23 protein-coding genes are annotated in these 23,086 nt (G+C 41.1%); 5 read left to right on the plus strand and 18 right to left on the minus strand.

All coding sequences use genetic code 11. The features are described from left to right. The first annotated feature begins 6 nt into the window (after positions 1–6). Positions 7–1,608, plus strand: a complete 1,602-nt coding sequence (locus G3O08_RS00855) for an Ig-like domain-containing domain (protein ID WP_239540805.1) — start codon at positions 7–9, stop codon at positions 1,606–1,608. Here G3O08_RS00855 and G3O08_RS00860 read toward each other — a convergent pair. From G3O08_RS00860 to G3O08_RS00870, 3 genes are read right to left on the minus strand one after another with little or no spacing between them, the layout of a single operon-like run. Then, on the minus strand, positions 1,605–2,384 hold the full coding sequence (locus tag G3O08_RS00860; protein WP_163282770.1) for an amidohydrolase: 780 nt from the start codon (positions 2,382–2,384) through the stop codon (positions 1,605–1,607). The two genes, G3O08_RS00855 and G3O08_RS00860, sit on opposite strands and share 4 nt — an antisense overlap. Beyond that, the gene (locus G3O08_RS00865) at positions 2,381–3,538 is read right to left on the minus strand and encodes a methionine aminotransferase (RefSeq protein WP_163282771.1); all 1,158 of its coding nucleotides are present in this window, start codon (positions 3,536–3,538) and stop codon (positions 2,381–2,383) included. Before G3O08_RS00865 ends, G3O08_RS00860 begins: the two co-directional genes overlap by 4 nt. Before the next feature lie 53 nt (positions 3,539–3,591). Then, the gene (locus G3O08_RS00870; RefSeq protein ID WP_163282772.1) at positions 3,592–6,978 is read right to left on the minus strand and encodes a lamin tail domain-containing protein; all 3,387 of its coding nucleotides are present in this window, start codon (positions 6,976–6,978) and stop codon (positions 3,592–3,594) included. 68 nt (positions 6,979–7,046) lie between these two features. On the opposite strand from G3O08_RS00870, the gene G3O08_RS00875 reads away from it, so the two are divergent. Continuing rightward, positions 7,047–8,027 (plus strand): aspartate-semialdehyde dehydrogenase, encoded by a 981-nt coding sequence (locus tag G3O08_RS00875; protein ID WP_163282773.1) that lies wholly within the window; start codon positions 7,047–7,049, stop codon positions 8,025–8,027. A gap of 57 nt (positions 8,028–8,084) precedes the next feature. Here G3O08_RS00875 and G3O08_RS00880 read toward each other — a convergent pair whose 3' ends face one another. The 3 genes from G3O08_RS00880 to G3O08_RS00890 all read right to left on the minus strand — a co-directional run bounded on the left by G3O08_RS00880 (position 8,085) and on the right by G3O08_RS00890 (position 9,168). After that, positions 8,085–8,444, minus strand: coding sequence for a nucleotidyltransferase family protein (locus tag G3O08_RS00880; RefSeq protein ID WP_163282774.1), 360 nt, complete (start codon positions 8,442–8,444; stop codon positions 8,085–8,087). Continuing rightward, positions 8,428–8,838, minus strand: coding sequence for a nucleotidyltransferase substrate binding protein (locus tag G3O08_RS00885; RefSeq protein WP_204336727.1), 411 nt, complete (start codon positions 8,836–8,838; stop codon positions 8,428–8,430). Before G3O08_RS00885 ends, G3O08_RS00880 begins: the two co-directional genes overlap by 17 nt. Positions 8,839–9,006: 168 nt before the next feature. After that, a complete protein-coding gene (locus G3O08_RS00890; RefSeq protein ID WP_163282775.1) occupies positions 9,007–9,168 on the minus strand; it encodes a hypothetical protein in 162 nt (53 codons plus the stop codon). Between the two features lie 30 nt (positions 9,169–9,198). Here G3O08_RS00890 and G3O08_RS00895 point away from each other — a divergent pair, with 30 nt between their 5' ends. Together G3O08_RS00895 and G3O08_RS00900 are read left to right on the plus strand one after the other, a co-directional pair. Beyond that, the gene (locus G3O08_RS00895; RefSeq protein ID WP_163282776.1) at positions 9,199–9,687 is read left to right on the plus strand and encodes a hypothetical protein; all 489 of its coding nucleotides are present in this window, start codon (positions 9,199–9,201) and stop codon (positions 9,685–9,687) included. Positions 9,688–9,876: 189 nt separating this feature from the next. Beyond that, complete coding sequence (locus tag G3O08_RS00900; RefSeq protein WP_163282777.1) at positions 9,877–10,095, plus strand: UPF0175 family protein; 219 nt, start codon at positions 9,877–9,879, stop codon at positions 10,093–10,095. A 173-nt stretch (positions 10,096–10,268) separates the two neighbouring features. Here G3O08_RS00900 and G3O08_RS00905 read toward each other — a convergent pair whose 3' ends face one another. The 4 genes from G3O08_RS00905 to G3O08_RS00920 form a co-directional block, all read right to left on the minus strand. After that, entirely contained in the window at positions 10,269–10,979 is a 711-nt protein-coding gene (locus G3O08_RS00905) for a lipoprotein signal peptidase (RefSeq protein WP_239540807.1), read from the minus strand. Next, complete coding sequence (locus G3O08_RS00910; RefSeq protein ID WP_163282778.1) at positions 10,948–11,334, minus strand: TraR/DksA family transcriptional regulator; 387 nt, start codon at positions 11,332–11,334, stop codon at positions 10,948–10,950. The genes G3O08_RS00905 and G3O08_RS00910 overlap by 32 nt, the downstream gene beginning before the upstream one ends. A 13-nt stretch (positions 11,335–11,347) precedes the next feature. Continuing rightward, on the minus strand, positions 11,348–14,767 hold the full coding sequence (ileS, locus tag G3O08_RS00915; RefSeq protein WP_163282779.1) for an isoleucine--tRNA ligase: 3,420 nt from the start codon (positions 14,765–14,767) through the stop codon (positions 11,348–11,350). 104 nt (positions 14,768–14,871) lie between these two features. Then, entirely contained in the window at positions 14,872–15,594 is a 723-nt protein-coding gene (locus G3O08_RS00920; protein ID WP_163282780.1) for a hypothetical protein, read from the minus strand. Between the two features lie 121 nt (positions 15,595–15,715). On the opposite strand from G3O08_RS00920, the gene G3O08_RS00925 reads away from it, so the two are divergent. Beyond that, positions 15,716–16,108 (plus strand): glyoxalase, encoded by a 393-nt coding sequence (locus G3O08_RS00925; RefSeq protein ID WP_163282781.1) that lies wholly within the window; start codon positions 15,716–15,718, stop codon positions 16,106–16,108. A 268-nt stretch (positions 16,109–16,376) separates the two neighbouring features. Here G3O08_RS00925 and G3O08_RS00930 read toward each other — a convergent pair whose 3' ends face one another. The 8 genes from G3O08_RS00930 to G3O08_RS00965 all read right to left on the minus strand — a co-directional run bounded on the left by G3O08_RS00930 (position 16,377) and on the right by G3O08_RS00965 (position 23,082). Then, positions 16,377–17,915, minus strand: coding sequence for a cryptochrome/photolyase family protein (locus tag G3O08_RS00930; RefSeq protein WP_163282782.1), 1,539 nt, complete (start codon positions 17,913–17,915; stop codon positions 16,377–16,379). 361 nt (positions 17,916–18,276) lie between these two features. Continuing rightward, complete coding sequence (locus G3O08_RS00935; protein ID WP_239540808.1) at positions 18,277–19,617, minus strand: ABC1 kinase family protein; 1,341 nt, start codon at positions 19,615–19,617, stop codon at positions 18,277–18,279. Beyond that, positions 19,602–20,267: a TetR family transcriptional regulator C-terminal domain-containing protein gene (locus G3O08_RS00940; protein WP_163282783.1), complete on the minus strand. Its 666-nt coding sequence runs from the start codon at positions 20,265–20,267 to the stop codon at positions 19,602–19,604. Before G3O08_RS00940 ends, G3O08_RS00935 begins: the two co-directional genes overlap by 16 nt. Continuing rightward, a complete protein-coding gene (locus tag G3O08_RS00945; protein ID WP_163282784.1) occupies positions 20,251–21,087 on the minus strand; it encodes an alpha/beta fold hydrolase in 837 nt (278 codons plus the stop codon). The genes G3O08_RS00940 and G3O08_RS00945 overlap by 17 nt, the downstream gene beginning before the upstream one ends. Then, on the minus strand, positions 21,084–21,377 hold the full coding sequence (locus tag G3O08_RS00950) for a TIGR03643 family protein (protein WP_163282785.1): 294 nt from the start codon (positions 21,375–21,377) through the stop codon (positions 21,084–21,086). The genes G3O08_RS00945 and G3O08_RS00950 overlap by 4 nt, the downstream gene beginning before the upstream one ends. 12 nt (positions 21,378–21,389) lie before the next feature. Continuing rightward, positions 21,390–22,100 carry a lycopene cyclase domain-containing protein gene (locus G3O08_RS00955; RefSeq protein ID WP_163282786.1) on the minus strand — a complete coding sequence of 237 codons (711 nt, stop codon included), beginning with the start codon at positions 22,098–22,100 and terminating at the stop codon, positions 21,390–21,392. A gap of 26 nt (positions 22,101–22,126) precedes the next feature. Next, positions 22,127–22,588 (minus strand): sterol desaturase family protein, encoded by a 462-nt coding sequence (locus G3O08_RS00960; RefSeq protein ID WP_163282787.1) that lies wholly within the window; start codon positions 22,586–22,588, stop codon positions 22,127–22,129. Beyond that, positions 22,588–23,082 carry a peroxiredoxin-like family protein gene (locus G3O08_RS00965; RefSeq protein WP_163282788.1) on the minus strand — a complete coding sequence of 165 codons (495 nt, stop codon included), beginning with the start codon at positions 23,080–23,082 and terminating at the stop codon, positions 22,588–22,590. Before G3O08_RS00965 ends, G3O08_RS00960 begins: the two co-directional genes overlap by 1 nt. Positions 23,083–23,086: the final 4 nt, after the last annotated feature.

Here is a 23,086-nt window from a genome sequence, read left to right on the forward strand (position 1 = left end):
ATCTTTTTGGGTATTGGTTGCGCCCGGCAATCATCTCCTTCGGGTGGCGATAAGGATGAACAACCCCCACAGATTGTGTACTATCAACCGCCCCTTTTTACTACAGAGTTTGACAGCTATGGCTTCGAAATGGAATTTGATGAATATATAAGGGTGAACGGTTATAGCTCGCAACTAATAGTGTCGCCCCCACTAAAAAAATTGCCGGAGTACTCGCTGCGCGGAAAGAAACTGATTATTACTTGGACAGACACCCTTTTACCAAATACCACTTATCAGTTTAACTTCGGACAGTCAGTTGTAGATGTTAACGAAGGAAATGTAAATACCGATTTAATTTACGTTTTTTCTACAGGCGATTATATCGATTCCCTTTCTATTTCGGGAAAGGTAGTGAGCGCAAAAACCAATGTACCATTGCCAGCGGCGGCTGTACTCATTTATCGTGCTGAAGCCGATAGCCTTCCAACCACTAGCCCTCCCGATTATTTTACCCTCACAGATGCAAGTGGCAATTTCAAAATCAAGTATTTGCCGGAAGGTGATTTTAAAATCTTTGCACTGAAAGAAGAAAACAGCAACTATATTTACAATGGCCCTCCTGAACAAATCGGGTTTTACGACGGAAGGGTTTTTAGCTCGCTAAACGATTCTACTGATATAATCTTGCTACCGGCATTTATTGAAAAAGATACAACGCAATATATTGCTTCTCAAAAATCAACAGATTACGGGTACTATGAAATTGCTTTTAATACCTCTACCATAAATCCCGACGTACAATTTTACGACGTAGAAACCGATAAAAAACTGGAAGCGGTGAGCCAAATCAACATTGCCAAAGACACTATAAAAAGTTGGGTCAGCCTTCCCGATCGCGACAATTTTGAAGAGGCTGTAGTTTATATTCGCGACGATACAACCTTTGCAGATACGGCATTTTGGTATTTCGAAACCAACCCGAAATACAAGGAAAAAGCCGAATTGAAAATTAGCTCAAATACTACTGCCAATAAGCTTGATCTCGAAAAATCGCTTACACTTGACTTTAGCAATCCGATTGTAGATTTAGATACATCGCTCGTTTACTTTATGGAAGATAGCGTTCAGATTTTTCCGACTGAATTTAAACGGTTGAACTTAAACCGACAAATTTCTGTTTCTTACCCTTATAAAGCTTCCTCCAAATATATTTTCAATGCCAAGCCGGGTGCTTTTGTAGATGTGTTTGGTATCTATAGCGATACCGTTTCTATTTCGTTTAACCTCCGCGATTCGGAATTTTACGGAAGCTTATCAATAGCTATTTCGGCTGCGGAAAAAAACGATGAAAATGAAAATAAAATCCTTCAGGTTCTGGATGATCAAGGCAAAATTATTGCCGAAAGGACTTATACAAAAAATCTAGAAACTACCTTTCTGCGCATGATTCCCGGAAAATATAAACTACAAGTGATTTTTGATGAAAATGACAACGGGAAATGGGATACAGGAGTTTACCGTAACAAAATACAGCCGGAGCGTTTGAGTTTTTATCCTGAAGAAATTGAAGTGCGCAGTAACTGGGAATTTGAAGTAGAGTGGACTCCCACTACACCGTTTGACTAAATCTCGAGGTCGAAACGGTCTGAATCCATGAACACCGGAAATTTCTTTCGGAAATCTTCTAGCGATTCCAGATTTAAGATTGCAGTAATCCATCCGTCACTCTCATCATTTTCCGCGGTAAGCGCATCCCCCTTAGGGTCTATTACTATTGAATGACCATTATAGGAAATTCCTTTTCCGTCACTTCCTATTCTGTTTACACCTATTACGTAGCACTGATTTTCAATAGCTCGGGCACGCAAAAGTTTATCCCATGCAGAAACGCGCGCTTCGGGCCAATTGGCCACATATATTTGCAAATCAAATTTATTGCTCCTACTCCATACCGGAAAACGCAGATCGTAGCATACACGCGGCATAATGCGCCAGCCTTTAAAATTAATTTCGGGGCGTTTTGTTCCGGGCGAAAAAGTATGGTGTTCCTCGGCCATTCTAAAAAGGTGCCGCTTGTCGTAATAGATTAAAACCTCTCCATTTTCAGCCCAGATAAACCGGTTGTAAAACCGATCTTTTTCTGTAATTATCAAGCTCGCACAAATTGCAGATTCTATTTCAATTGATTTATTTTTCAGCCATTTTACGGATTCACCGCCCATCTCTTCGGCTACTTCTACAGCATTCATTGTAAAACCGGTATTAAACATTTCGGGAAGCACTACAATATCAACCGGCATCGCTAACTTGGAAAACGCATTATCATAATTCTCCAAATTCTTCTGCGCGTTTTCCCACGCAATTTCGGTTTGCAATACAGCAACTTTCAGCTCTGTAGTCATATTTTATTGAGTAATTCCGCAGCCTTTAGCAGGGTATCATCGCTCTTAGCGAAACAAAAACGCAACACTTGCTGGTCAAGCGGTTGGTGATAAAAAACCGATACAGGAATTGAGGCTACTCCATGCTTTTTGGTAACCAGCTCTGCAAATTGAACCTCTTTCTTTTTAGAAATTGCGGTATAGCTCAAAAGCTGAAAATATGTGCCCTGCGCTTTTGGAATTGCCGAAAACCGTGAAGGTGCAATCGCCTCTAGAAACAAATCACGCTTTTGCTGATATATTGCCGCCAGATTCTGATAACGCGTCGGATTTTCGAGATAATCTGCCAGCGCATATTGTATTGGCGTATTCACAGAAAACACCAGATATTGATGAACTTTTCTAAACTCAGTCATTAAGTTTTCAGGGCCGTATATATAGCCCATTTTCCAACCCGTAGCGTGAAATGTCTTTCCAAAACTCGCAACAATAAGCGACCTTTTGGCAAGCTCGTTATATCGCGCTGCACTGTAATGAGTGGCGTCATCAAAAACAATATGTTCGTACACCTCATCGCTTAATACCAGCGCATCACTGTCCACTGCAAGCTTTTCCAGTTCGCGCATATCTGAGTCGCTCCAAATTGTACCCGATGGGTTATGCGGTGTATTTATGATTATCAACTTCGTTTTACGCGTTACTAGCTTTCTTACTTCCTCCCAGTTTACTTTGTAATTAGGTCCCTTCATTTGTACATAAACCGGCTTTCCGTGGTTTAGCAAAATAGGTGGCACATAGCAATCATAAGCTGGTGTAAACACGATTACTTCATCTTCATCTTTAACAAGGGCGGTAATTGCTGTATAAATGGCCTGTGTGGCTCCTGCCGTAACCGTAATTTCTGTATCGGGATTGTATTTGCGCCCGTAAGTATTTTCAATTTTTTGAGCAATAGCATTTCTCAAAGCCGGCACACCCTGCATAGGTGCATACTGGTTATTACCCGCCTGCATATGTTTCGTAACCAACCTAATTATCTCAGGATCAATAGCAAAATCAGGAAAACCCTGCGCCAGATTAATGGCATTAAAGTCGGTCGCCATTTTACTCATAATGGTGAAAATGGTCGTACCGACTTGCGGTAATTTAGAAGATATAGCTACAGGAGAAATCATTTATAAAGATTAAAGCTCGGCAAAAATAGAAAAGACCGATTGAATAGCGCAGTTTAATTTGATAATCTGCCAGCCACTATGCATGGTAATTTGATAGTTTCGGTGTTGCCTTCCAAATTGAACAGCGTGATGACATAAATATGTGGCCCAATTCGGGCTTTCATGCCATCGTCTGTTACCCCGTTCCATGAGATAGTGCCCGAGGTAGCGAGCAGCAGATTGTTTTCTAATGTTTTTAAAAGCCGTCCCCTGCGATCGTAAATTTCTATTGTAGCCACGTATCCGGGAGCTTCCAGCTTATAATTCAAATTCAGGATGTCCTGATAGCCATCATTATCGGGTGAAAATATTTCGTTATCAAATTCAAAATTGGTTCGTGCCGTCCCTTCGACGCTATACTGAGAATTGAGATACCCTGGCGTCGCAAAACCCACTGTTTCAGCCGCTGATGTCCAGTTACCTGAATCGTTCGTTGGACTGGAAAAATTCATCCGCTCAAGCGACACGCCTTTAAATGTGTTGAGTAACGAAAAATGATACGATTCCAGATAGTCGAATTGGTCTATCACATTTTCATCAGCGTCAAGAAGAATTACCGATCCCGAGCCGTTGTTGTAGGATGGCACATCCATTTTGAAGTAATTTTCCGGTTTCCCGAAAGGGTATTCCTGAGCAATATTTGAAGGGCTCGCGGTAAAGACAATGTATTCGTCAGGGAATATTAGCACAGGATTTGGGGTGATCTCGCGGGTTGTGGCGCTTTGATTTTGAAGTGCCCAGTTTTGCAAACTGATAATTTTATCGCTCACATTTACAACTTCCACAAAGTCAGAACCGCCTGTTTGCGGATAAAAAAGAACTTCATTAATCAAGAGATCTCCCGGGGTGGCTTCTTGCGGAAGTCCGAAATACAAAGTTTCCGTTTCCATGCTTTCATTGCTCACACAATCTGCAATACCCGATAGGGAAACAGAGTAGGTAATAGCGGCTTGTATATTTTCGGCCAGTTGAATGTTTATTGCATTATAGTCGGGAGCTATCGCCTCGACCGATAAAATTGACAATTCGGGAATTATTGAAATTGCAGCCATAATTACACTCAACTCGTCGATGGTTTCTGAAAAGCGTATTTGAATTTGGGTAGAATCCTGCACAAAAATCGTGATTGCCTTGGGTGGTGATGTATCTGGCGTATTGTCGATAACTGAATTTTCTGCTTCCGGAGTTCCGCCCTGCGGGTCGATCGATGCCTTCCAATTAGCGCCAGCTCTGCACGGTTCCTCTAAGTTTATTCGCTCTAAGCTATAACCGCCGTCTTGCTTATCTGTATCTCGATACCAATCCATGCGGTAGTTTGCGCGGTCTATTTCTTCATTATTTGCATTATAAAGCGACAAATCCCTTCCTCCATTAGTGAAATAAGTTGTTCCCAAATCAGTCAATATATACGCATCGGGATAGTTAATAAAGTCGAGAGCCAAATCTTCGTCAATACAGAGCAAATACGCACCCGGCAAGAGAATACGCGATTCAGAAAAGACTTTATCATTCAACCTAATACCTGCAATTTCAAGTATTTTGTCGCTGGCGTTGTAAAGCTCAAAATATTCGCCTTCCGGCAAACCGACAGAGGGACTTGGATCTGCCATTATTTCTGAAATCAGCAGGTCATATTCTTCGGGCTGCTGGCCAAGGAAAATTTCAATGGTGGTGTTTTGAGCAATTAAGTTTCCGCTGCAATCAGTGATGTTACTAATCGACAAAATGTAAGAAACGCCTGTTTCAAGAGGCATATTCAATTCAACTTGAACCGCTTCAAAATTTGGCAAAACGGTAATTCCGGCATTTTCAATTCCTTCATTCCATGAGTAAGAACCATTTACAAGACTTGTGGCGTCCATGCTTTCGCTGAAATTGATCTGAAGCACCTGATTTGTAATAAGTTGAAACGATGAAATTGATGGAGAGCTTGTATCGGGCGTTTCGTCAAAAATAGAGTTTTGGGCCCCGGGTGTACCTCCGGTTTCATTATTAGAACCGCTCCAATTGTTTTTTCCCGAGCACTCTGTATATGGATTAATCAATTCGATGGAATAGCCGCCATCTTTTTTAACCGGATCGTTATACCACGAATCGGTGTAAGACACAATGTCGATTATCACGCCCTGTGGATTGAGCAAAGTCAGGCTGTCTGCAGCATTTGATAAAGCAGTAAAAGAAGGAATTCCAATAACTGTTCCGTACTGTTCAAACAGTTCTGCATTTGCGGCATCGCAAAGAATTACAAATTCGCCTGGAAATAATACTGCAGAAGTAAGAGTTTTAGCTGTTGTGGAGTTGACTAAAGTCCAATTGGCAAGATCAAAAATACCATCGCTGGCATTAAAAATTTCTAGATATTCCCCATCCGGCAAGCCGATAACCGGAGTTGGATCTGCAAATAATTCATTGAAAACAACATCTTTATAATTTGAAGCATCGGGAGTGAAATAAAGAATGTCGATGGTTTGGGTGCCCATGGGATTGCCCGCGAGATCTTCTACATTGGTAACATGTACAGGGACAACAGTTCCGTTTGGAATGGGATTATCGATCGTAAGGGTAACAATTGTGGGATCGGTGCCGCTCAGCTCCGCAGCAGAAACAGTAGAAAAAACACCGTTAAGCTGATAATTCCCGGCGTCTTCGGCTGTGGTTTGATCTAGCGCTTCGCTAAAAGAGAGTTCAAATTCTGTAGAAGAATTTGCTACTCCCCCGATTATTACAGGTGGAGTTTCGTCTACCGGAATAGGTGCGACGCTGAAATTATCGAAAAAATGTTTGTTCACAAAGGTGGGAGAGCTCGCCTGCTCGATAAAAACACCAAAATCCGTTGTTGAAGTAATCTCATTGTCAACAACAGTTCCGCCAGAAACAAAAGTTCCGGTTTGATTCTTATCATAAAAAACACTCCATTCCCCATCGGATGTGCGCGTAACCCGTAAATCGAAAATATTGTTTGAGCTGCTATTCACAATTCCATCTTCACCATCAATTATAATTGTGTTAGCCCCAGCACTTCTCTTAAAAAGTGAAATTTCATCAGGTGTTCCACCAATGCGAATAAAATAACCATTTTGTACCGCAGTTAAATCGCTATTGTCGGCTACAAGATAGACATCTGCGTAATTTGACCCTGATGTGGAAAAAGCCAGTTTGATATAAAACTCCCACTGCACATCATCCATAAAGGCATTGGGCGTACTTAAATAATAATCTGCAGCTCCAGGGCTATTGCTCCTTAAAACTTCATCTTCGATAACAAAAACTGCTACATTGCCAGTCCAGGTAGGACTATTTGTAAAATCGCCATCTGAGAAATCATCAAATACCTGACTGTATCCGGCTAAATGAGCTAAAATTATAGTGGCAAATAGAAAAATAAACTTACTTGACTTCATTCATTTATTAAGCTTGGTTCGAAATATAGTATTTTTGCCCCGAACTGATTTATTTCAAAATAAAAATTATGCGCGTAGCGGTAATCGGCGCCACCGGAATGGTTGGCAATATAATGCTAAAAGTATTAAAAGAACGCAAATTTCCGGCAGATGAAATCATTGCGGTCGCTTCCGAGCGATCGGCTGGGCTGGAAAAAGAGATAAACGGCAAGGTTTATAAGATTATGGGAATGGCAGAAGCTATCGCTCAAAAGCCGGATATTGCTCTTTTTTCGGCAGGTGGTGCGACCAGTTTGGAATTCGCTCCACAATTTGCCGCGGTGGGCACCACGGTTATAGACAACTCTTCCGCTTGGCGCATGTCGCCTGACCACAAACTAATCGTTCCCGAAATTAACGGCAATACGCTTACCAAGGACGATAAGATTATTGCCAATCCAAATTGCTCAACCATTCAGCTGGTAGTGACATTGGCACCACTTCACCGCAAATATGGAATTAAAAGGGTGGTTGTTTCCACATACCAATCTGTATCAGGAACCGGAGTAAATGCTGTAAGACAAATGCTTGCAGAGCGAAGAGGCGAGCAAGCCGAGATGGTTTATCCCTACCCGATTGATCTAAACTGCATTCCGCATTGCGATGTATTTGAAGAAAACGGGTATACCAAAGAAGAAATGAAACTTACCAACGAGACAAAGAAAATTCTTGATAGGGCGATTGATGTTACCGCAACTGCAGTGCGTGTACCGGTGGTTGGTGGCCATTCTGAATCGGTTAATATTTCCTTCGAAAACGATTTTGATTTGGGAGAGTTGCGCAAGCTATTGCACGATACACCGGGCATTGTACTTCAAGATAATCCAGATGTAAACAGCTACCCCATGCCGCGCTATGCACATGAGCGAGATGAGGTTTTTGTGGGTAGAATCAGACGTGACTTTTCGCAACCCAAGAGTGTGAATTTGTGGATTGTTGCGGATAATTTGAGAAAAGGAGCTGCTACAAATGCAGTGCAGATTGCTGAGATTGTGGCGGGGTTGAAGTGATGATCACAAATACATTTTAAAATCCGATCACTCTATAATTTCAAGCTCTTCAATTCTTTACTTTTTATCCCGACCCTTCTTATACACATCGAGTGGTTCATTTGCAATGATCTCCAGATTACTGAAAAGTACCTCATGTAAAGCTTCAATATTTCGGTGAAAACTGTCAGGCAGCCTTGCCCAGTCAAACAGTTCAACTACAATAGGGATATTGCTAAACTGAATTTTTTCTTTCAAATCCATAAAGTCCTCTACAGGCAATTTTTCGAGTTGCGGAGTTCGGATTACTAAATCTAAATCGCTTCCCTCATGGGCGGTACCGTTTACACGACTCCCATGCGCCCACACTTCAATGGGGATATTAATCGATGAAAATATCTCTATTAAGGCTTGTCTATCTTTATCTCTTAGAAGCATCGTTTTGATGATTAATAATTTCTGACAATTCAGTGGCATCTGCAATAAATTGTTGAAGCAAGATGAGCGTTTCTTCGGCGAAGTTAACACCGTAGTCGTGAGCTGTGTTGTTTCGATTGTCCCTGTATTGCAGCCAACGATCACAGCTTTCGACAGAGATGATGCTTCGCAAAACTGCCTGTCTGAATATATCCTTAAAATAAAGCTTATCTGCCTCTCTGGAGGAGTGAAAATATGGCTTTAATACTTTGCGCAGCAGCTTACCACTTTGTTCTAAAATAATTTCAAATTCTTTGATGCACGCAGATCGATACATGTCATGTGCAATATCATGTGTATCACTTTTTTTGCAACAGACCATAAGCCATTTCCAGCGTACGAATGCACCTGTCAAAGTATGTGGTCTCGATTTTCATATTTCAATATCGTTTCAATCAAATTAAAAAATTTCTATACTGGTGTTTTGAAGCCTTAAGTGACATGTTATAGTCTCTGTCTTTATTTACTAAAGATATGAATTATTATGAAAAGGTAGGGTTGTAGTACACTTTACAAGAAGATTTTAGATAATCGCATATCCCAAATACCTCACATCAGATAATTTGAGAAATGCAGCGGCTACCATTGCTGTGGAAATTGCCGAGATTGTGGCGGGATTTAAAAACTGATTTCTATGAACTCTTTCACCTATTAGGCCGTTGTACATTACCAAAGCACAATTCATTTGTATCCGAATTTACCTTAAATTTATCCTGTGAAAAAAATTACACTTATATTCTCCCTCATCCTTCTTGGGCTTCTTGCGTCACAAACTTCCAATGCCCAATGGGCGGTCTACCGAGGTGACGGACACATCCTTTCTGAGCAGGTACTGCATTTTGCTAATAACAGAGTTTATCCAGGCTACAGTTTTAATTTTAACGATGTATTATATACCGTAATCGGCAATGAAATCATGACCGGAGGTACCGGCTCTGAATTTGATTTACTCTACACATACAGAGACGGTAAGCTATTTAAAGACACGGCGATGTACACCTCTCAAATAGCTTATACCTTTAGGGATGGAAAAATCTATAAAGGCGATTCAAGCTTTCTGTTAGACATTCTATACACCATTAAAAACGGTGTTATTTATGAAGGCGACCAGGCTTTTGCAATGGATGCTTTATACGCAATAGATGGAAAGTATGGCGATACCGATATTTTTGCGATTTTATTGAGCTTGGGGTTGATTACTTAGACAATTCAAAAGGGGAAATGTATTTGACGAATCATTGCTAATGTTGCCGAGTAGAGTTTTCAAGTATAAGAATGATACCTGTCTCAGAAATTCCCATAATAGGCTATTGTTTGCATGAAAATCAACAAATGAGTAATTGAGTTAATACGTTTTTTAGGTAACTTTAGTAACAATACAAACTTTTAAAATATGAAAACGCTGACTATAAAAATACCTAATTCGGTTGATGAGAAGGATATTAAAATGCAACTCGCAGCCTACCTATACGATAAAGGAATCTTGACGTCAGGACAGGCGGCAGAGATGGTGGGAATTTCTAAAAGAGAATTTATAGAAACTGTAGGGCAATACGGCGTATCAATATTTGGAGAAACTCCTGACGATTTAGAAAAAATAATTAATGGATAGGGTAATTATTTCTGATACCCGTTGCTAATCGCGTTGTCTAAAATTAATAAGCTTAGTTTCTTAGGTGACTGTATTGCATTAGAAAGCGGCTGCCTTTTGCCATTTTCTTCCTAAAAAACCCGGCGGGACGCCGGACAGTAAGTCCCTCGCGAAACGCGAAGCGACGGCAGCATCTAAACTTTTACCCCTTCTTCTGATTCTGATTCTGCAACCTCTCCTATTTTCTCTTCAGATGCAAAAAACCGCTTCTGATTGAACAAAATAAGAATCATCCCAACAGAAATAGCCGAATCAGCAATATTGAAAATAGGTCGGAAAAACTGAAGTCGGTCTCCCCCAACCAGTGGCAACCAGCTTGGCCAGTAGGTATCAATAATGGGAAAATAGAGCATGTCAACAACATGGCCGTGTAGAAATGATGAATAACCACCGTCGGGTGGAAACATAAGCGCGGTTTGGGGCGAAAATGGAGGACTCTCACTAAAAATCACCCCGTAAAAAGCGCTGTCGATTATGTTGCCGGCAGCACCGGCGAGTACAAGCGAAACGCATATTATTAATCCACGGTTGGCCTCCTGCTTTATCAGCTTCCGTAGATAAATAGCAATAAATACGATGGCAACAATGCGAAACAAACTCAAAGCGAGCTTGCCCATTTCGCCACCAAATTCAAATCCGAAAGCCATGCCCGGATTTTCGATAAAATGGATAAAAAACCAATCACCAAATACAGAGATAGACTCGTCGAGATACATTTGAGTCTTTACCCAGATTTTTGAAGCCTGGTCAATAAACAACACGCCCGCAACTGTGAAAATTGCAAGGCGTGCCAGTTTTTTTCTAATTTCGATATTAGCGTCGATCTTGCTGCTGTTTTGCTTCAATACTCAATGTAGCATGCGGAACAAGTCTTAGGCGTTCTTTTTTAATCAACTTACCCGTTTCGCGGCAAATACCGTAGGTTTTGTTCTCAATACGGCGCATAGCGCTTTCTAAGTGGCCTATAAACTTCTCTTGACGTGAAGCAAGCTGCGCAGTTTCCTCGCGCGACATGGTTTCTGAACCATCTTCCATCATTTTAAAGCTTGATGCAGTATCGTTTGTACTGTTATCATCCGCATACGAAAGCGATTGCTTTAGCTGGCGCAAATCTTCGCGCGCATCAGTTAATTTCTTGTCAATCAACTCTCTAAATTCCTTCAGATCTTCGTCTGTAAATCTATTTTTCTCTTCTGCCATAATGCAATGTTTTTTAAATCTTTTCTAATGCAATTCGCGTTTCGATGCCGGTTTCAACTTCTACCTCCAGCGAATTGCCTCCATTTACTTTGGAGACCAACTCCAAAGAATCTGCTAGCGTTTCGGCGCAAATATAATCCAAATTATTCTTAATTGCTTGTTCTATCGAAGCACGAGATTCTATTTTCACAGCTATCTTATCTGTAACGTCAAGACCACTGTCTTTTCTCAAATTTTGAATGCGATTTACGAACTCACGCGCTATTCCCTCTTCTCTCAGTTGTTCAGAAATTGTGATGTCCATAGCAACGGTGAGTTCACCTTCAGATGCTACTAACCAGCCGGGAATATCTTTTGTTGTAATCAAAACTTCATCGCGAATAATTTCTTCTCGCGATGCGTCTCCCATCTCTATCTCAATTTTGCCATTACGCTCCAAATCTGCTATTTCGGCTTGACCGAAAGCATTAATCCGCGCAGCAACATCTTTCATTTGCTTTCCAAAGCGAGGGCCGAGCTTTTTAAAATCGGCTTTTATCTCTTTAACGAGAATACCCTCTGTTTCGTTCAAAAACTCAATTTCCTTTACATTAACTTCCCGTAGTATCATGTCTGAAACTTCGGTAACCTGACGAACAAAATCTTTATCGATTACCGGAATCATCAGTTTTTGCAATGGCTGTCGCACACGAATTTTCTCAAGCTTGCGCAACCCAAGCGTCATAGAAGTAATACGTTGTGCAAGGCTCATTCTGCGCTCCAGGTCGAGATCAATTTTAGAGCTATCCGATTCGGGAAACTCGGCCAAGTGAACCGATTCTGCCGTATTTTTGTCAGCTACCACATTCAAATCGCGGAAGAGCTGATCCATATAAAACGGCGCAATGGGTGCCGATAGAATAGAAACAGTCTCAAGGCAAGTATAAAGCGTTTGGTATGCCGCAACCTTATCTGTTTCGTAATCTCCTTTCCAGAAGCGGCGGCGGCAAAGGCGTACATACCAGTTACTCAACTCTTCGGTTACAAAATTCTGAATCAATCTACCCGCTTTTGTTGGCTCATAATCTGCATAAGCCGCATCAACATCGATAATCAATGAATTTAACCGACTGATAACCCAACGGTCTATTTCAGGTTTTTCAGAAAGTGGAACATCATTTTCAGAATAGTCAAATCCATCAACATTCGCGTAAAGCGCAAAGAAGGAGTAGGTATTGTAAAGCGTTCCGAAAAATTTACGTTGAACCTCGACAATGCCAGATTCGTCAAAACGCAGATTGTCCCATGGTTGTGCATTGGTAATCATATACCAACGGGTAGCATCGGCGCCGTATTTATTGAGCATCAAAAACGGATCGACAGCATTGCCGAGACGTTTACTCATTTTCTGGCCGTTTTTATCAAGCACCAGCCCGTTTGAAATTACGCTTTTGTACGCTATGCTATCAAAGGCCATAGTGGCAATAGCGTGAAGGGTAAAAAACCAACCTCGGGTTTGATCCACCCCTTCGGCTATAAAATCGGCCGGAAAAGCCTTGCCATCATCAATTTTATCTTTGTTTTCAAAAGGGTAATGCCATTGTGCATAAGGCATTGAGCCCGAGTCGAACCACACATCAATCAAATCTTGCTCGCGGTGCATGGGTTTGCCTTTCGGCGAAACGAGCACCACATTGTCCATGTAATTTTTGTGCAGATCAAACGTATTGTAATTTGCCTCAGACATATCGCCTGGCACAAAATCAGCAAGCGGATTTTCTTTCATTATTCCCGCATTTAAAGAGGCTACAATTGCAGATTTAAGCTCTTCTACGCTTCCAATACAAAGTTCTTCAGTTCCGTCTTCTGTGCGCCAGATCGGGATGGGTACTCCCCAAAAACGCGAGCGTGAAAGGTTCCAATCGTTCAAGTTTTCCAGCCAGTTTCCAAAACGACCTGTTCCGGTGCTTTCCGGTTTCCAGTTTATGGTTTTATTGAGCGCTATAAGGCGGTCTTTGGCAGCGGTACTTTTTATAAACCAGCTATCAAGCGGGTAGTAAAGTATAGGCTTATCTGTTCGCCAGCAATGCGGATAGCTATGCTCGTATTTCTCAATTTTAAAGGCTTTGTTTTCTTCTTTCAGTTTTATTGAAATAAGAACATCTACCGATTTATCAGGCTCATTTTCTGTGTAATACTCGTTCTTCACATACATGCCGCCAAGCTCATCGCCCATGGCATCTACAAATCTTCCCTGCAAATCTACAAGTGGAATCGGATTGCCCTGCGCGTCTGCTATTAACATAGGCGGCACACCGGCTGCTTTTGCCACCTGGGCATCATCTGCACCAAAAGTTGGCGCAATGTGTACCACACCCGTACCATCTTCGGTGGTTACAAAATCGCCCGCTATTATGCAAAAAGCTTTCTCCGGAGTTTCCATTGGCAATACATAAGGCAGCAATTGCTCGTAGTAATATCCTACGAGGTCAGTGCCTTTCAAAGTTCCAATTATTCTGTAGGGAATTTTCTTATCGCCGAGATTGAATTCGTGGTATGCAGAATCATCTTCATTGGTTTCGTACTTTCCGGAAAACTGGTAGCTCACCAAATCTTTAGCAAGCACCACAGCCATTGGGCTGCCAGTGTATTGATTAAACGACTCAACCACCACATAATCCACTTTCTTATTTACTGCCAGAGCCGTATTCGATGGTAGCGTCCAAGGTGTAGTAGTCCATGCCACCATGGTGTATGTCAGGTCATTATTTCCCGTAAGGGTGGCCAACATTTTTTGACCATCTTCTTTAAGTTTAAACAGCGCAGTTGCCGAAGTGTCTTTAACCATGCGATAGCTGCCCGGCTGATTAATTTCGTGAGAGCTAAGCCCCGTACCTGCGGCGGGAGAATACGGCTGAATGGTGTAGCCCTTGTACATCAGGCCCTTGTCGTAAAGTCTGCGCAATATCCACCACACCGACTCCATGTACTTGTTTTCATAAGTTACATACGGGTCGTCCATATCTACCCAGTAACCCATTTTTTCGGTCAGGTCGTTCCACACATCGGTGTATTTCATTACCGCTTTTCGGCAGGCTTCGTTATACGCCTCAACGCTTATTGTTTTGCCAATATCTTCTTTGGTAATGCCCAGTTCTTTTTCTACTCCAAGCTCTACCGGCAGTCCATGCGTATCCCAGCCGGCCTTGCGCTCTACGCGATAGCCTTTATTGGTTTTATAGCGGCAAAAAATATCTTTTATGGCGCGGCCCATTACGTGGTGAATACCGGGAAGACCATTGGCAGAAGGCGGGCCTTCGTAAAACACAAACGGCTTGTTTTCAGGGCGCGATGAAACACTTTTTTCAAAGGTATTTTCGCGCTTCCAGCGTTCAAGCATTTCGTTGGCCACGACGGGAAGGTCAAGACCTTTATACTCACGATATTTAGACATAGGGCAGTCTTTTTTTAAGACGTGCAAAGGTATAAAAACCGAGGGCTATTTACAACGTCAATATTTTGGGGAGCCCTTACGGGAAATGAGGTCAGCGAATCGGCTTAATTTGCGGGCACGGCAGTTGCCACGTAGCTTTGCGAATCAATCGCGTAGTCGTCATCAACATTAACCTGATTTACAGCGACTTTCGTCAACTCTCCAGAATTAAGTTCCTTTGCTTCCATCAGAAGAATGTAGCCTGTTTGGGTTTCGTCAATCAAAACAGAAAGTCCCAGCCCTGAAAACAGTTTTTCAAGGCTGCTGTCAACGGTGGCCGCAATCCAAACTGTGCCTTTAGCAGATTCGTTTTCAAAACGATACGCGGTGCAATTGTAGCCGAGAATTAATTTTGATTTTTCTGTTGGCCTAAGCCCGCTGCAATCAGTTTTCAAAATTCTCACGTCTTTTTTTGATTCGGTGAGTGTGTGAATCAACGCCATTTTGGTATGCGAAAAACACATGAAGTTTATAATTCTTTCGGTTTCAAAGTCAACGACAATTTCGGGATTTTTCTCTCTACTTTCTTCCGCCTGGCCGGTAATAGTCATAGCCATATAAGCTTGGTTTTCAGGATATCTGAACTTGTATTGAAGAACAGAAAGGTTTGACTTGGTACCCGACGAAAAAGTAATGTCTAAAGATTTATCAAAAACAAAACTTTCGGGTAAACTTATCCGTTCGCTGCCGGTTATATCTGCCAGAAGATTTGCGGAATCTTTAGTTTGCGCTTTGCCGGGAAATTGAAAAATCAGTAAAAAGAGGACAGTAGAAATTGCAATTTTCATAGAATTAAGGTTTCCGTTAAAACATCTTAAAGCATGGTTTTTGGCTATAATGCTACTTCAAATAATTGATGTAAGCCCATAAATGTAATTGTTTTAATGACACTAACTAATTTTTTCAAGAATGATTAGAGATGAAAGAGACAGAGCCGTGAAAGGCATCAGACCTGTACTATCTATAAACAGTGCTGATAGCACTTTGCCCGAGCAGTTTCAAACCGAGACGCTGCGCCCAATTTTAAAGCTACAAAACAGCATACTTCTCGCACAATTTACCAAATACGTTCAAAAATTTAAGCCAGCATTTAATGCGTACAATCAAAATACCCAGCGAAACTATATTGACGAAGTTCTAAAACGCGATCCGCGGATTAAAAACTCGCTGATCGCCTCGGTGGTAAGTATGATGACTCTCGAAGAATACGATTATTATTGTGAAAATAAGATAGAGGCAAATAAGCGGATTGTAACTATGCTGGTGGGTAGATTGCAATCGCATTTGGAGATGCTTTATTGAATTTATAGTGTTGAATGTCTTGTTTTAAGGACGTTTCTAAGTAAAAAATATTAAGCCTTCATTTTCTGAATTCCTTCATGGTTCAAAAAATTAAACCATTAAGAGATTAAGGGTTAAAAATTACTGGTGCTGATGGTGGAAGTATTCCGTAGAATTTTTTCAATGAGTGAGATAAATAGAAAATTATTATCGTGTAAAGACCTCAAAGGTTTTGGAAACCTTTGAGGTCTCAATCACCTTAAGCTTAAATACTTAATCGATATTAAAACTAAAGTTCATCTATATTTTCTAAGTACGCATGAGCTTGTAACAAGATTTCTTCTACTTTCCCTTTATCCATCTTGTCAAGCGTAGGATATACAAAACCTAACCTGGGGTTGTTCTGGAGTTTTTGTCTGTGACGGTGGTAAAAGTCCCAGTACAAACTATTAAACGGACAAGCTTTTTCTCCTACCTTTTTCTTTTTATCGTAATGGCAGCCCGAGCAGTAATCGCTCATCTTGTCAATATAATTTGCTGATGATACATAAGGCTTGGTTCCCACAATTCCACCATCGGCAAACTGGCTCATGCCGCGTGTATTTGTTATCTCCACCCATTCTATTGCATCTATGTAGATACCTAAATACCAAGCATCCACTTCGTCAGGATTTATGCCGGCGAGGAGAGCAAAGTTTCCGGTTATCATCAGGCGTTGTATATGGTGTGCGTATGAATAATCAAGCGATTGACCAACAGCTTGCGACAGGCAATTCATTTTGGTTTTCCCATCCCAAAACCACGAAGGCAACTTACGCTTATGATCAAAATAATTGAGGCCGGCATAGTCTGGCATTTTGGCCCAGTAAATTCCGCGCATGTATTCGCGCCAACCGAGAATCTGTCTTATAAATCCTTCCACGGCTGGCAAGTTGTATTTCTTTTTATCATTGTGGTAGGCCTCTTCTACTCTATTTATTACCTCCTTGGGATTGAGAAGTTTAGCATTCATGCAAAAGCTCAAGCGCGAGTGGTACATGCTCCATTCATCGCGCTTCATAGCGTCCTGATAATCGCCAAAATTGCTCAGGCATTCATCAATGAAAAAGCGAAGCATCGCCAATCCCTCGCTTCGGGTTACAGGCCACAGAAAGTTTTTTGGATCAATTCTGCCTATCGTTTCAATTTTTTCTGCCTTCAGCAAATCTACCAGCTCTGAAACATCTCGCTTAAAACGCTTAGCATCAACAACTTTATGCTCTTTGGGCAAGCTTTTTCTATTTTGCTTGTCGTAATTCCATTTTCCGCCTTCCGGCGAATCGCCATCCATGAGAATTCCATGTTTCTTTCGCATCTTTTGGTAAAAAGATTCCATCAGGAAAGTCTTCTTGCCTTCAAACATTTCAGCTACATCAGTTCTCGAAGTATAAAAATGCTCTGTATCAAATGTTTCTACCGGCAATTCAATAGAATCAGCTAATTTTTTCAAACTCTCGTCAAGTCTGTATTCATCTGGTAGCAGATAGTGAAATGCAGTATAGCGATCTGTTTTTAGCTCTGCTCGCACATTATCTGCAATGCTGCCAGCGTTTTTCTTATCGTTAAGTGCAACGTATTTTACATCAAAATCTTTTGATTCCAACCATTCGGCAAAGTTGCGCATCGCTAAGAAAAATGCTATTACTTTTTGAATATGATGTGTTACGTAAGTCGCTTCGTCTTTTGATTCTACGATTAACACTGTAAACGATTTTGGATCTTCTTTCCACCACGAATGAAAGTGATTTAGCTGATCTCCAAGAATTAGTCTTAAGGCAGGTTTTGACATAGGAGTCAAACGTATGAGGAAAAGAATGGTTTAGGAGAACGTATTTGGGTTTGTGGAGAAAAGGACAATATATTTCGTGTCAATCATTTTGATCTTCTAACCATTACGATTGTGATGTTTCAAAAGTAGAATTTTGCAAAGGTTTAGTTGATAATGTGAATTTCTGCTAAGGAAAAGTCTAAACTTCCTATTTCACACTTATGCCGAAGCATTGTAAATACAGGGGAGGGCATAGAGATGAATCTCTTACGGTAATCCAACTATAGGTTCCGGGCGAGACGCCCAAGTAACAAGTCCCTCGCGAGACGCGAGCGACTGCGGCGGCAAATTACACAAAAATTTATTCGTGTATTAGTGGCTATTATTTTTTCAAATCCAATTCCGAAAAATCAATACGCGAGTTAACTACAGCCCCAATTTGGTGCAAAATATTGTAGAGCCCAAAATAGGTTCTGTTCACGTAAATTGCATGGCGCGAACCGCGTGCGGCATTGCTTTTACGAAATTGTTTGTCGTTAGCAATTTCATCAGCAAGTCCATAAACCTGCTCAAAGTATTTTTTATCGCTAAAGTCGAATGATGCTGAATCAAACGGCTTGCCGAGTAAATCGACCATGCGGGTAAATATGCCGGTAAAATAGGTTTTCTCTTTTTCAGAATCGCCGGGAAGGAAAAACTCCAGCTCGGCGAGAAGGTTTAGAAAATATTCTTTTCGGGCGGTAATTCCCGGCTCCATTAATCGAAAATATTCTTTGTAAAAATCTTCAGGAATTTCTTTTACACAGCCAAAATCAATGATTCCAAGAAGATTATCATCGGTAATAATAAAGTTTCCGGGGTGCGGATCAGCGTGTACAGCTCGGAGCGTGTGGATTTGAAAATCGTAAAAATCCCAGAGCGCCTGCCCAATTTTGTTTCGGGTTTCCTGATCGGGATTGGTGTTAACCCATTCCATCAAATGCTTCCCTTCTATCCAATCCATTGTAATGATGCGTGGCGTTGAAAATTCGGGGTAATATTTCGGGAACTTGACGTTTTTCAGTCCATTGCACTTTTCAGTGATCTCAATAGAACGTTTTAATTCCAGTTCATAATCTGTTTCTTCAAGCAGCCTCGCTTCCACCTCTTCGAGGTATTTCTCCAAATCTTTGGCCTTGATATTCATCAGGCTCAAAGCAATAGGTCGCGCTAAACGCAAATCGCTCGATACGCTATCTGCCACACCGGGATACTGCACTTTTACTGCGAGCGTTTTTCCGTTTAGCTCTGCTTTGTGAACCTGGCCTATTGAAGCGGCATTAACAGCACGTTGAGAAAAGGTATCAAAAACTTGATCGGGCGTTTTTCCCAATTGCTTTCTAAACGTATTCACCACAAGTGGATAAGAAAGTGGAGGAGCATTGTACTGCGCCATCTGAAATTTTTGGGCATACGCTTTCGGAAGCAAATTCTCGTCCATAGAAATCATCTGCGCCACTTTTAGTGCGCTGCCCTTAAGCTGGCTCAGCGAATTGTATATGTCTTCGGCATTTGCCTCATCGAGTTCATCGCGACCGGTATCGCCCTCTACAAGACGCTTTGCGTAATACTTCAAATAATTTTTTCCCATCTTGGCACCCGTACCCACAAACTTTGAGGCACGCTGCATTTTAGATGTTGGTATGGAATCTTGCTCTTTGGTATGGCTCATTTTGATTGCCATAAAAATTTTGCAAAGTCGATTATACTATCAATCGTAGTATCGCCAAGCAGTTGAAATGAAAGATTAACCGCTTTTTCGATGGCCGCATCTGTTCTTTCAAAATCGGCGCTGGTATCTTTTGTCCAATAATCGACTACAAACATAAGCTGAAGCCAAAATGCCTTATCGTATTTATCAGAGATGAATGGTCGTTCCTTAATCTCATCGCCTTGAATGGCATCGCCTACTACAGAACGAGCGTAATTGAGAAAAGCTTCTTTATAGCCTTTCAACCAATCTGGCGTAGTAGCACGTTTTTTAAGCTCAGGCCACTTAATGGTTACAAAACTTCTTTTCGCCAAAAGCACTTGCAAATGTGCGTAGTAGAAAGTAAGCAGTTTTTCCTGGGCTGAAAATTCGGCGTAAGCCTTATCGCTCTGTACAGATTTGATGGTCTCTGCCATCATCTCTTTAAAAACATCATTTTCTATGGCATCAAATGAACTGTAAAAAGTGTAAAATTCACTTTCGGGCATTCCCAAATCATCAGTAAATTTGAATACAGAATTGGGTTGTTTGCCTTCCAGCAAAAGGGTTTTAATATACGCGTCGCGCACTTTCTCTTTTGTCCACTTTGCTGATGTTGTTTTTGCTTTAGTTTTTGCCGGCATAACTATGTGTTTTTTGGGAGCCTTGCTCCAATAAATTAATGAAGTTGAGGCATTTATTATTAAACTCTCCGGCTCTTTCAATATTGCATACATGGCCGCATCTTTCTATCACTTCCAGAAATACTTCGCCATATTTTGCCACGTACTCTTTTGCCGGTTCGAGAAATACGTGATCTTGCGCTCCCATTACAACTAAGCAGGGTGCGTGTATCTTTTCTTTAAACATCTCAGTGAGCGTTCTGTTCAGCTTTCCGATCAATCCAAGCCACTTTCTGGCTTCTTTATTTTTAAGTTTTTGTGCTTCGCGAATAAAGACTCTGCGCGATGCTGCATGATTGTTTCTCGGAAGCAAAACGAAGGCAAATAATTGATAGAGCAATTGAAAAGGCAATATCCGCGTAAGCGTTGTAGCCACAGTAGTTAACACCTTTATTTTCTTACTCATTTTAAATATTCCTCCGGCAAGTACGACTGATGCCACACGGCTTTGTTGTACTTTCTCAATATGACGAATAATGATACTCCCCATTGAAACGCCAATAAAATGTGCTTCCGGAATTTGCAATTCGTCCATTACGTGAATCACATCATCAGAAATGGTGTCAAACCCAAATCCGTGAATGCCTTCAGCAATATCTTTTGACTCGCCGTGGTCGCGTAAATCTACAAGCAGAAGATTAAATTTATCCTTAAAAAAGGCAACTTGTTTTTGCCAGGTTTTTACGCTTCCGCCTGCCCCGTGCACAAAAACCATCCATGGCTTTTCCGGACTTAACCGATATACATCGTAATGCAATAAATCACGCAATACAGCATTCATCGTTTCGAAATTTTATTCATTGTAATATCCCTTTGTCTTGTACATTTAAAACGGTCATTACCCTCCGAAAGAGACTCGTGTTTTGTAGCCCTATTTTGCACGCGTTTACGCCAGCGTCTAAAAGCACCCGGTGAAATATTGCGACGCATTAGATCAATAACCGTTTGCTCGGCAATACCAAACTGTCTAAAAATTGCATCAAAGGAGGTTCTGTCTTCCCATGCCATCTCTACCACTCTATCCAGATCGCGATCTGAAAGATTTGATTCAACTTCTCTTATTTTCTTCATGATTTTTTAAAGCTATGTAACTTTAAGTGCTCCGGTAAGGATGCGCACTTTAAACATTTCAAGCACCGTAATAACAATCAAAAGCATTAACATGTTGTAGCCCACATCATCTACCGGAATGGTAATTAAACGTATGCCCATATTCTCTGCATTGTTATACCATACAATGGGCTCGTCAGTAAACATCCCCGTAAGGGCGCCATTAACAAAGAAAAACGGAATCTGGACAAACACGAACAATAGATAGAACTGACCTAAAAAATTGCTGCGATTGATGAGCAGATGCCAGATTAAAAAAAGGCTTAAAAGTGAAAAGGTGGTAAACGTATAAATTCGATCTACAAAAACGATGGAAAGGACGAAACTCACGAAAATAAGGATAGCCGTAATCTTATCTTGTATGCCGGCAAGCGGCGATTTTGGAAGGTAATAATTCAGTGTTTCATACAGAAATGTGCAGGCGTAAGGAACTGTAATAAAGAATAGCCACTCTTCTATAGGCAGGTTGGCAATTTTTATTCCCGTAATGTACCGCTCATTAAAGCCCCATACTTGCATAGATGTAAACCACACATCCCAGGGAACAAAAACAAGAATCATTACGGCAATTCCCAAAAACAGACCCCGCCAATATCTAACAAAGAAAATTTTTTTCTCAAAGCTCCAAAAAAACGGAAGTGCAATGGTCAATATATTGAGAAGCAAATAGGTATATTTCTCCACTCAGCCTGTTTAAAAATTATTTTCTTTCAGGCAATTGCCTTTTTTGCTGCACGGAAATATTCTATAGGTACAAGCAGCATTCCAAAGCATTCGCCCTCTTCTTTGCCCAGGTGTTTATGGTGCACTTTGTGGGCTTTTCTAATCGCCCTCAAATATACATTATCCGTTCGTTTAAGCCATGGCAATCGCTGATGAATAAATACATCGTGAATCAGAAAATAGGATGCCCCGTAAAGTGCGATGCCTATGCCCATGAAGAGTCGCCAGTCGTTTCCGGCCAATACCCCAAAGAGGATAAGCAGCATGGAAGGGATAGCAAAAATGAGAAAGAAAACATCGTTTTTTTCAAAGAAGCCCGGTTTGTGCTGATGGTGATCTTTGTGAAAATACCACCCAATGCCATGCATCACATATTTATGTGTAAACCAAGCCATGAACTCCATAAAGAAGAAGGTGCTAAAGATTAAAAGTACATATATCCAATCCATTATGCTAAGGTAGTTAATTTCAGAAAGTCGGGCATATCTGAAACATATTTGTAGGTGAATTTATTTAAAATTTGCTTTTTGTGAAACAGGAAAACACCCGGCATTTGAAATACATCGCCGGCAGGTTTTCCTATCAAATGACCTTTTAAAACGCCGTGGGTGAACGCCCGCCACCAGTTTTTTGGATTAAAATATTGATTCATTTCGGCGTTTTTCAATCCAAAATAATGATAGAGCTCTTTTTCAGGGTCTGATATATGGCTCACTCCCTTAAGATCGTATAAATTTAAAAGCCGATCAGCAATTTTTGATGAGACCATGTGTACGACTACAATTTTGGTGTTTTGAGATTCTAGCTCGTCTTTTGCTTCAGCCAATCTCGTCATCGTTTCGCGACAGAAAGTGCAGCCAAAGTGACGCAGGAAAACCAAAAGAACTTTCTTGTTCTCGGCCAGTCTAATTAAATCTTCATGTTTGTTAGTGCTTGCGGTCATTTCG

Origin of the sequence: Cryomorpha ignava (assembly GCF_010686655.1) — a bacterium.
Taxonomy (GTDB): Bacteria; Bacteroidota; Bacteroidia; order Flavobacteriales_D; family Cryomorphaceae; genus Cryomorpha; species Cryomorpha ignava.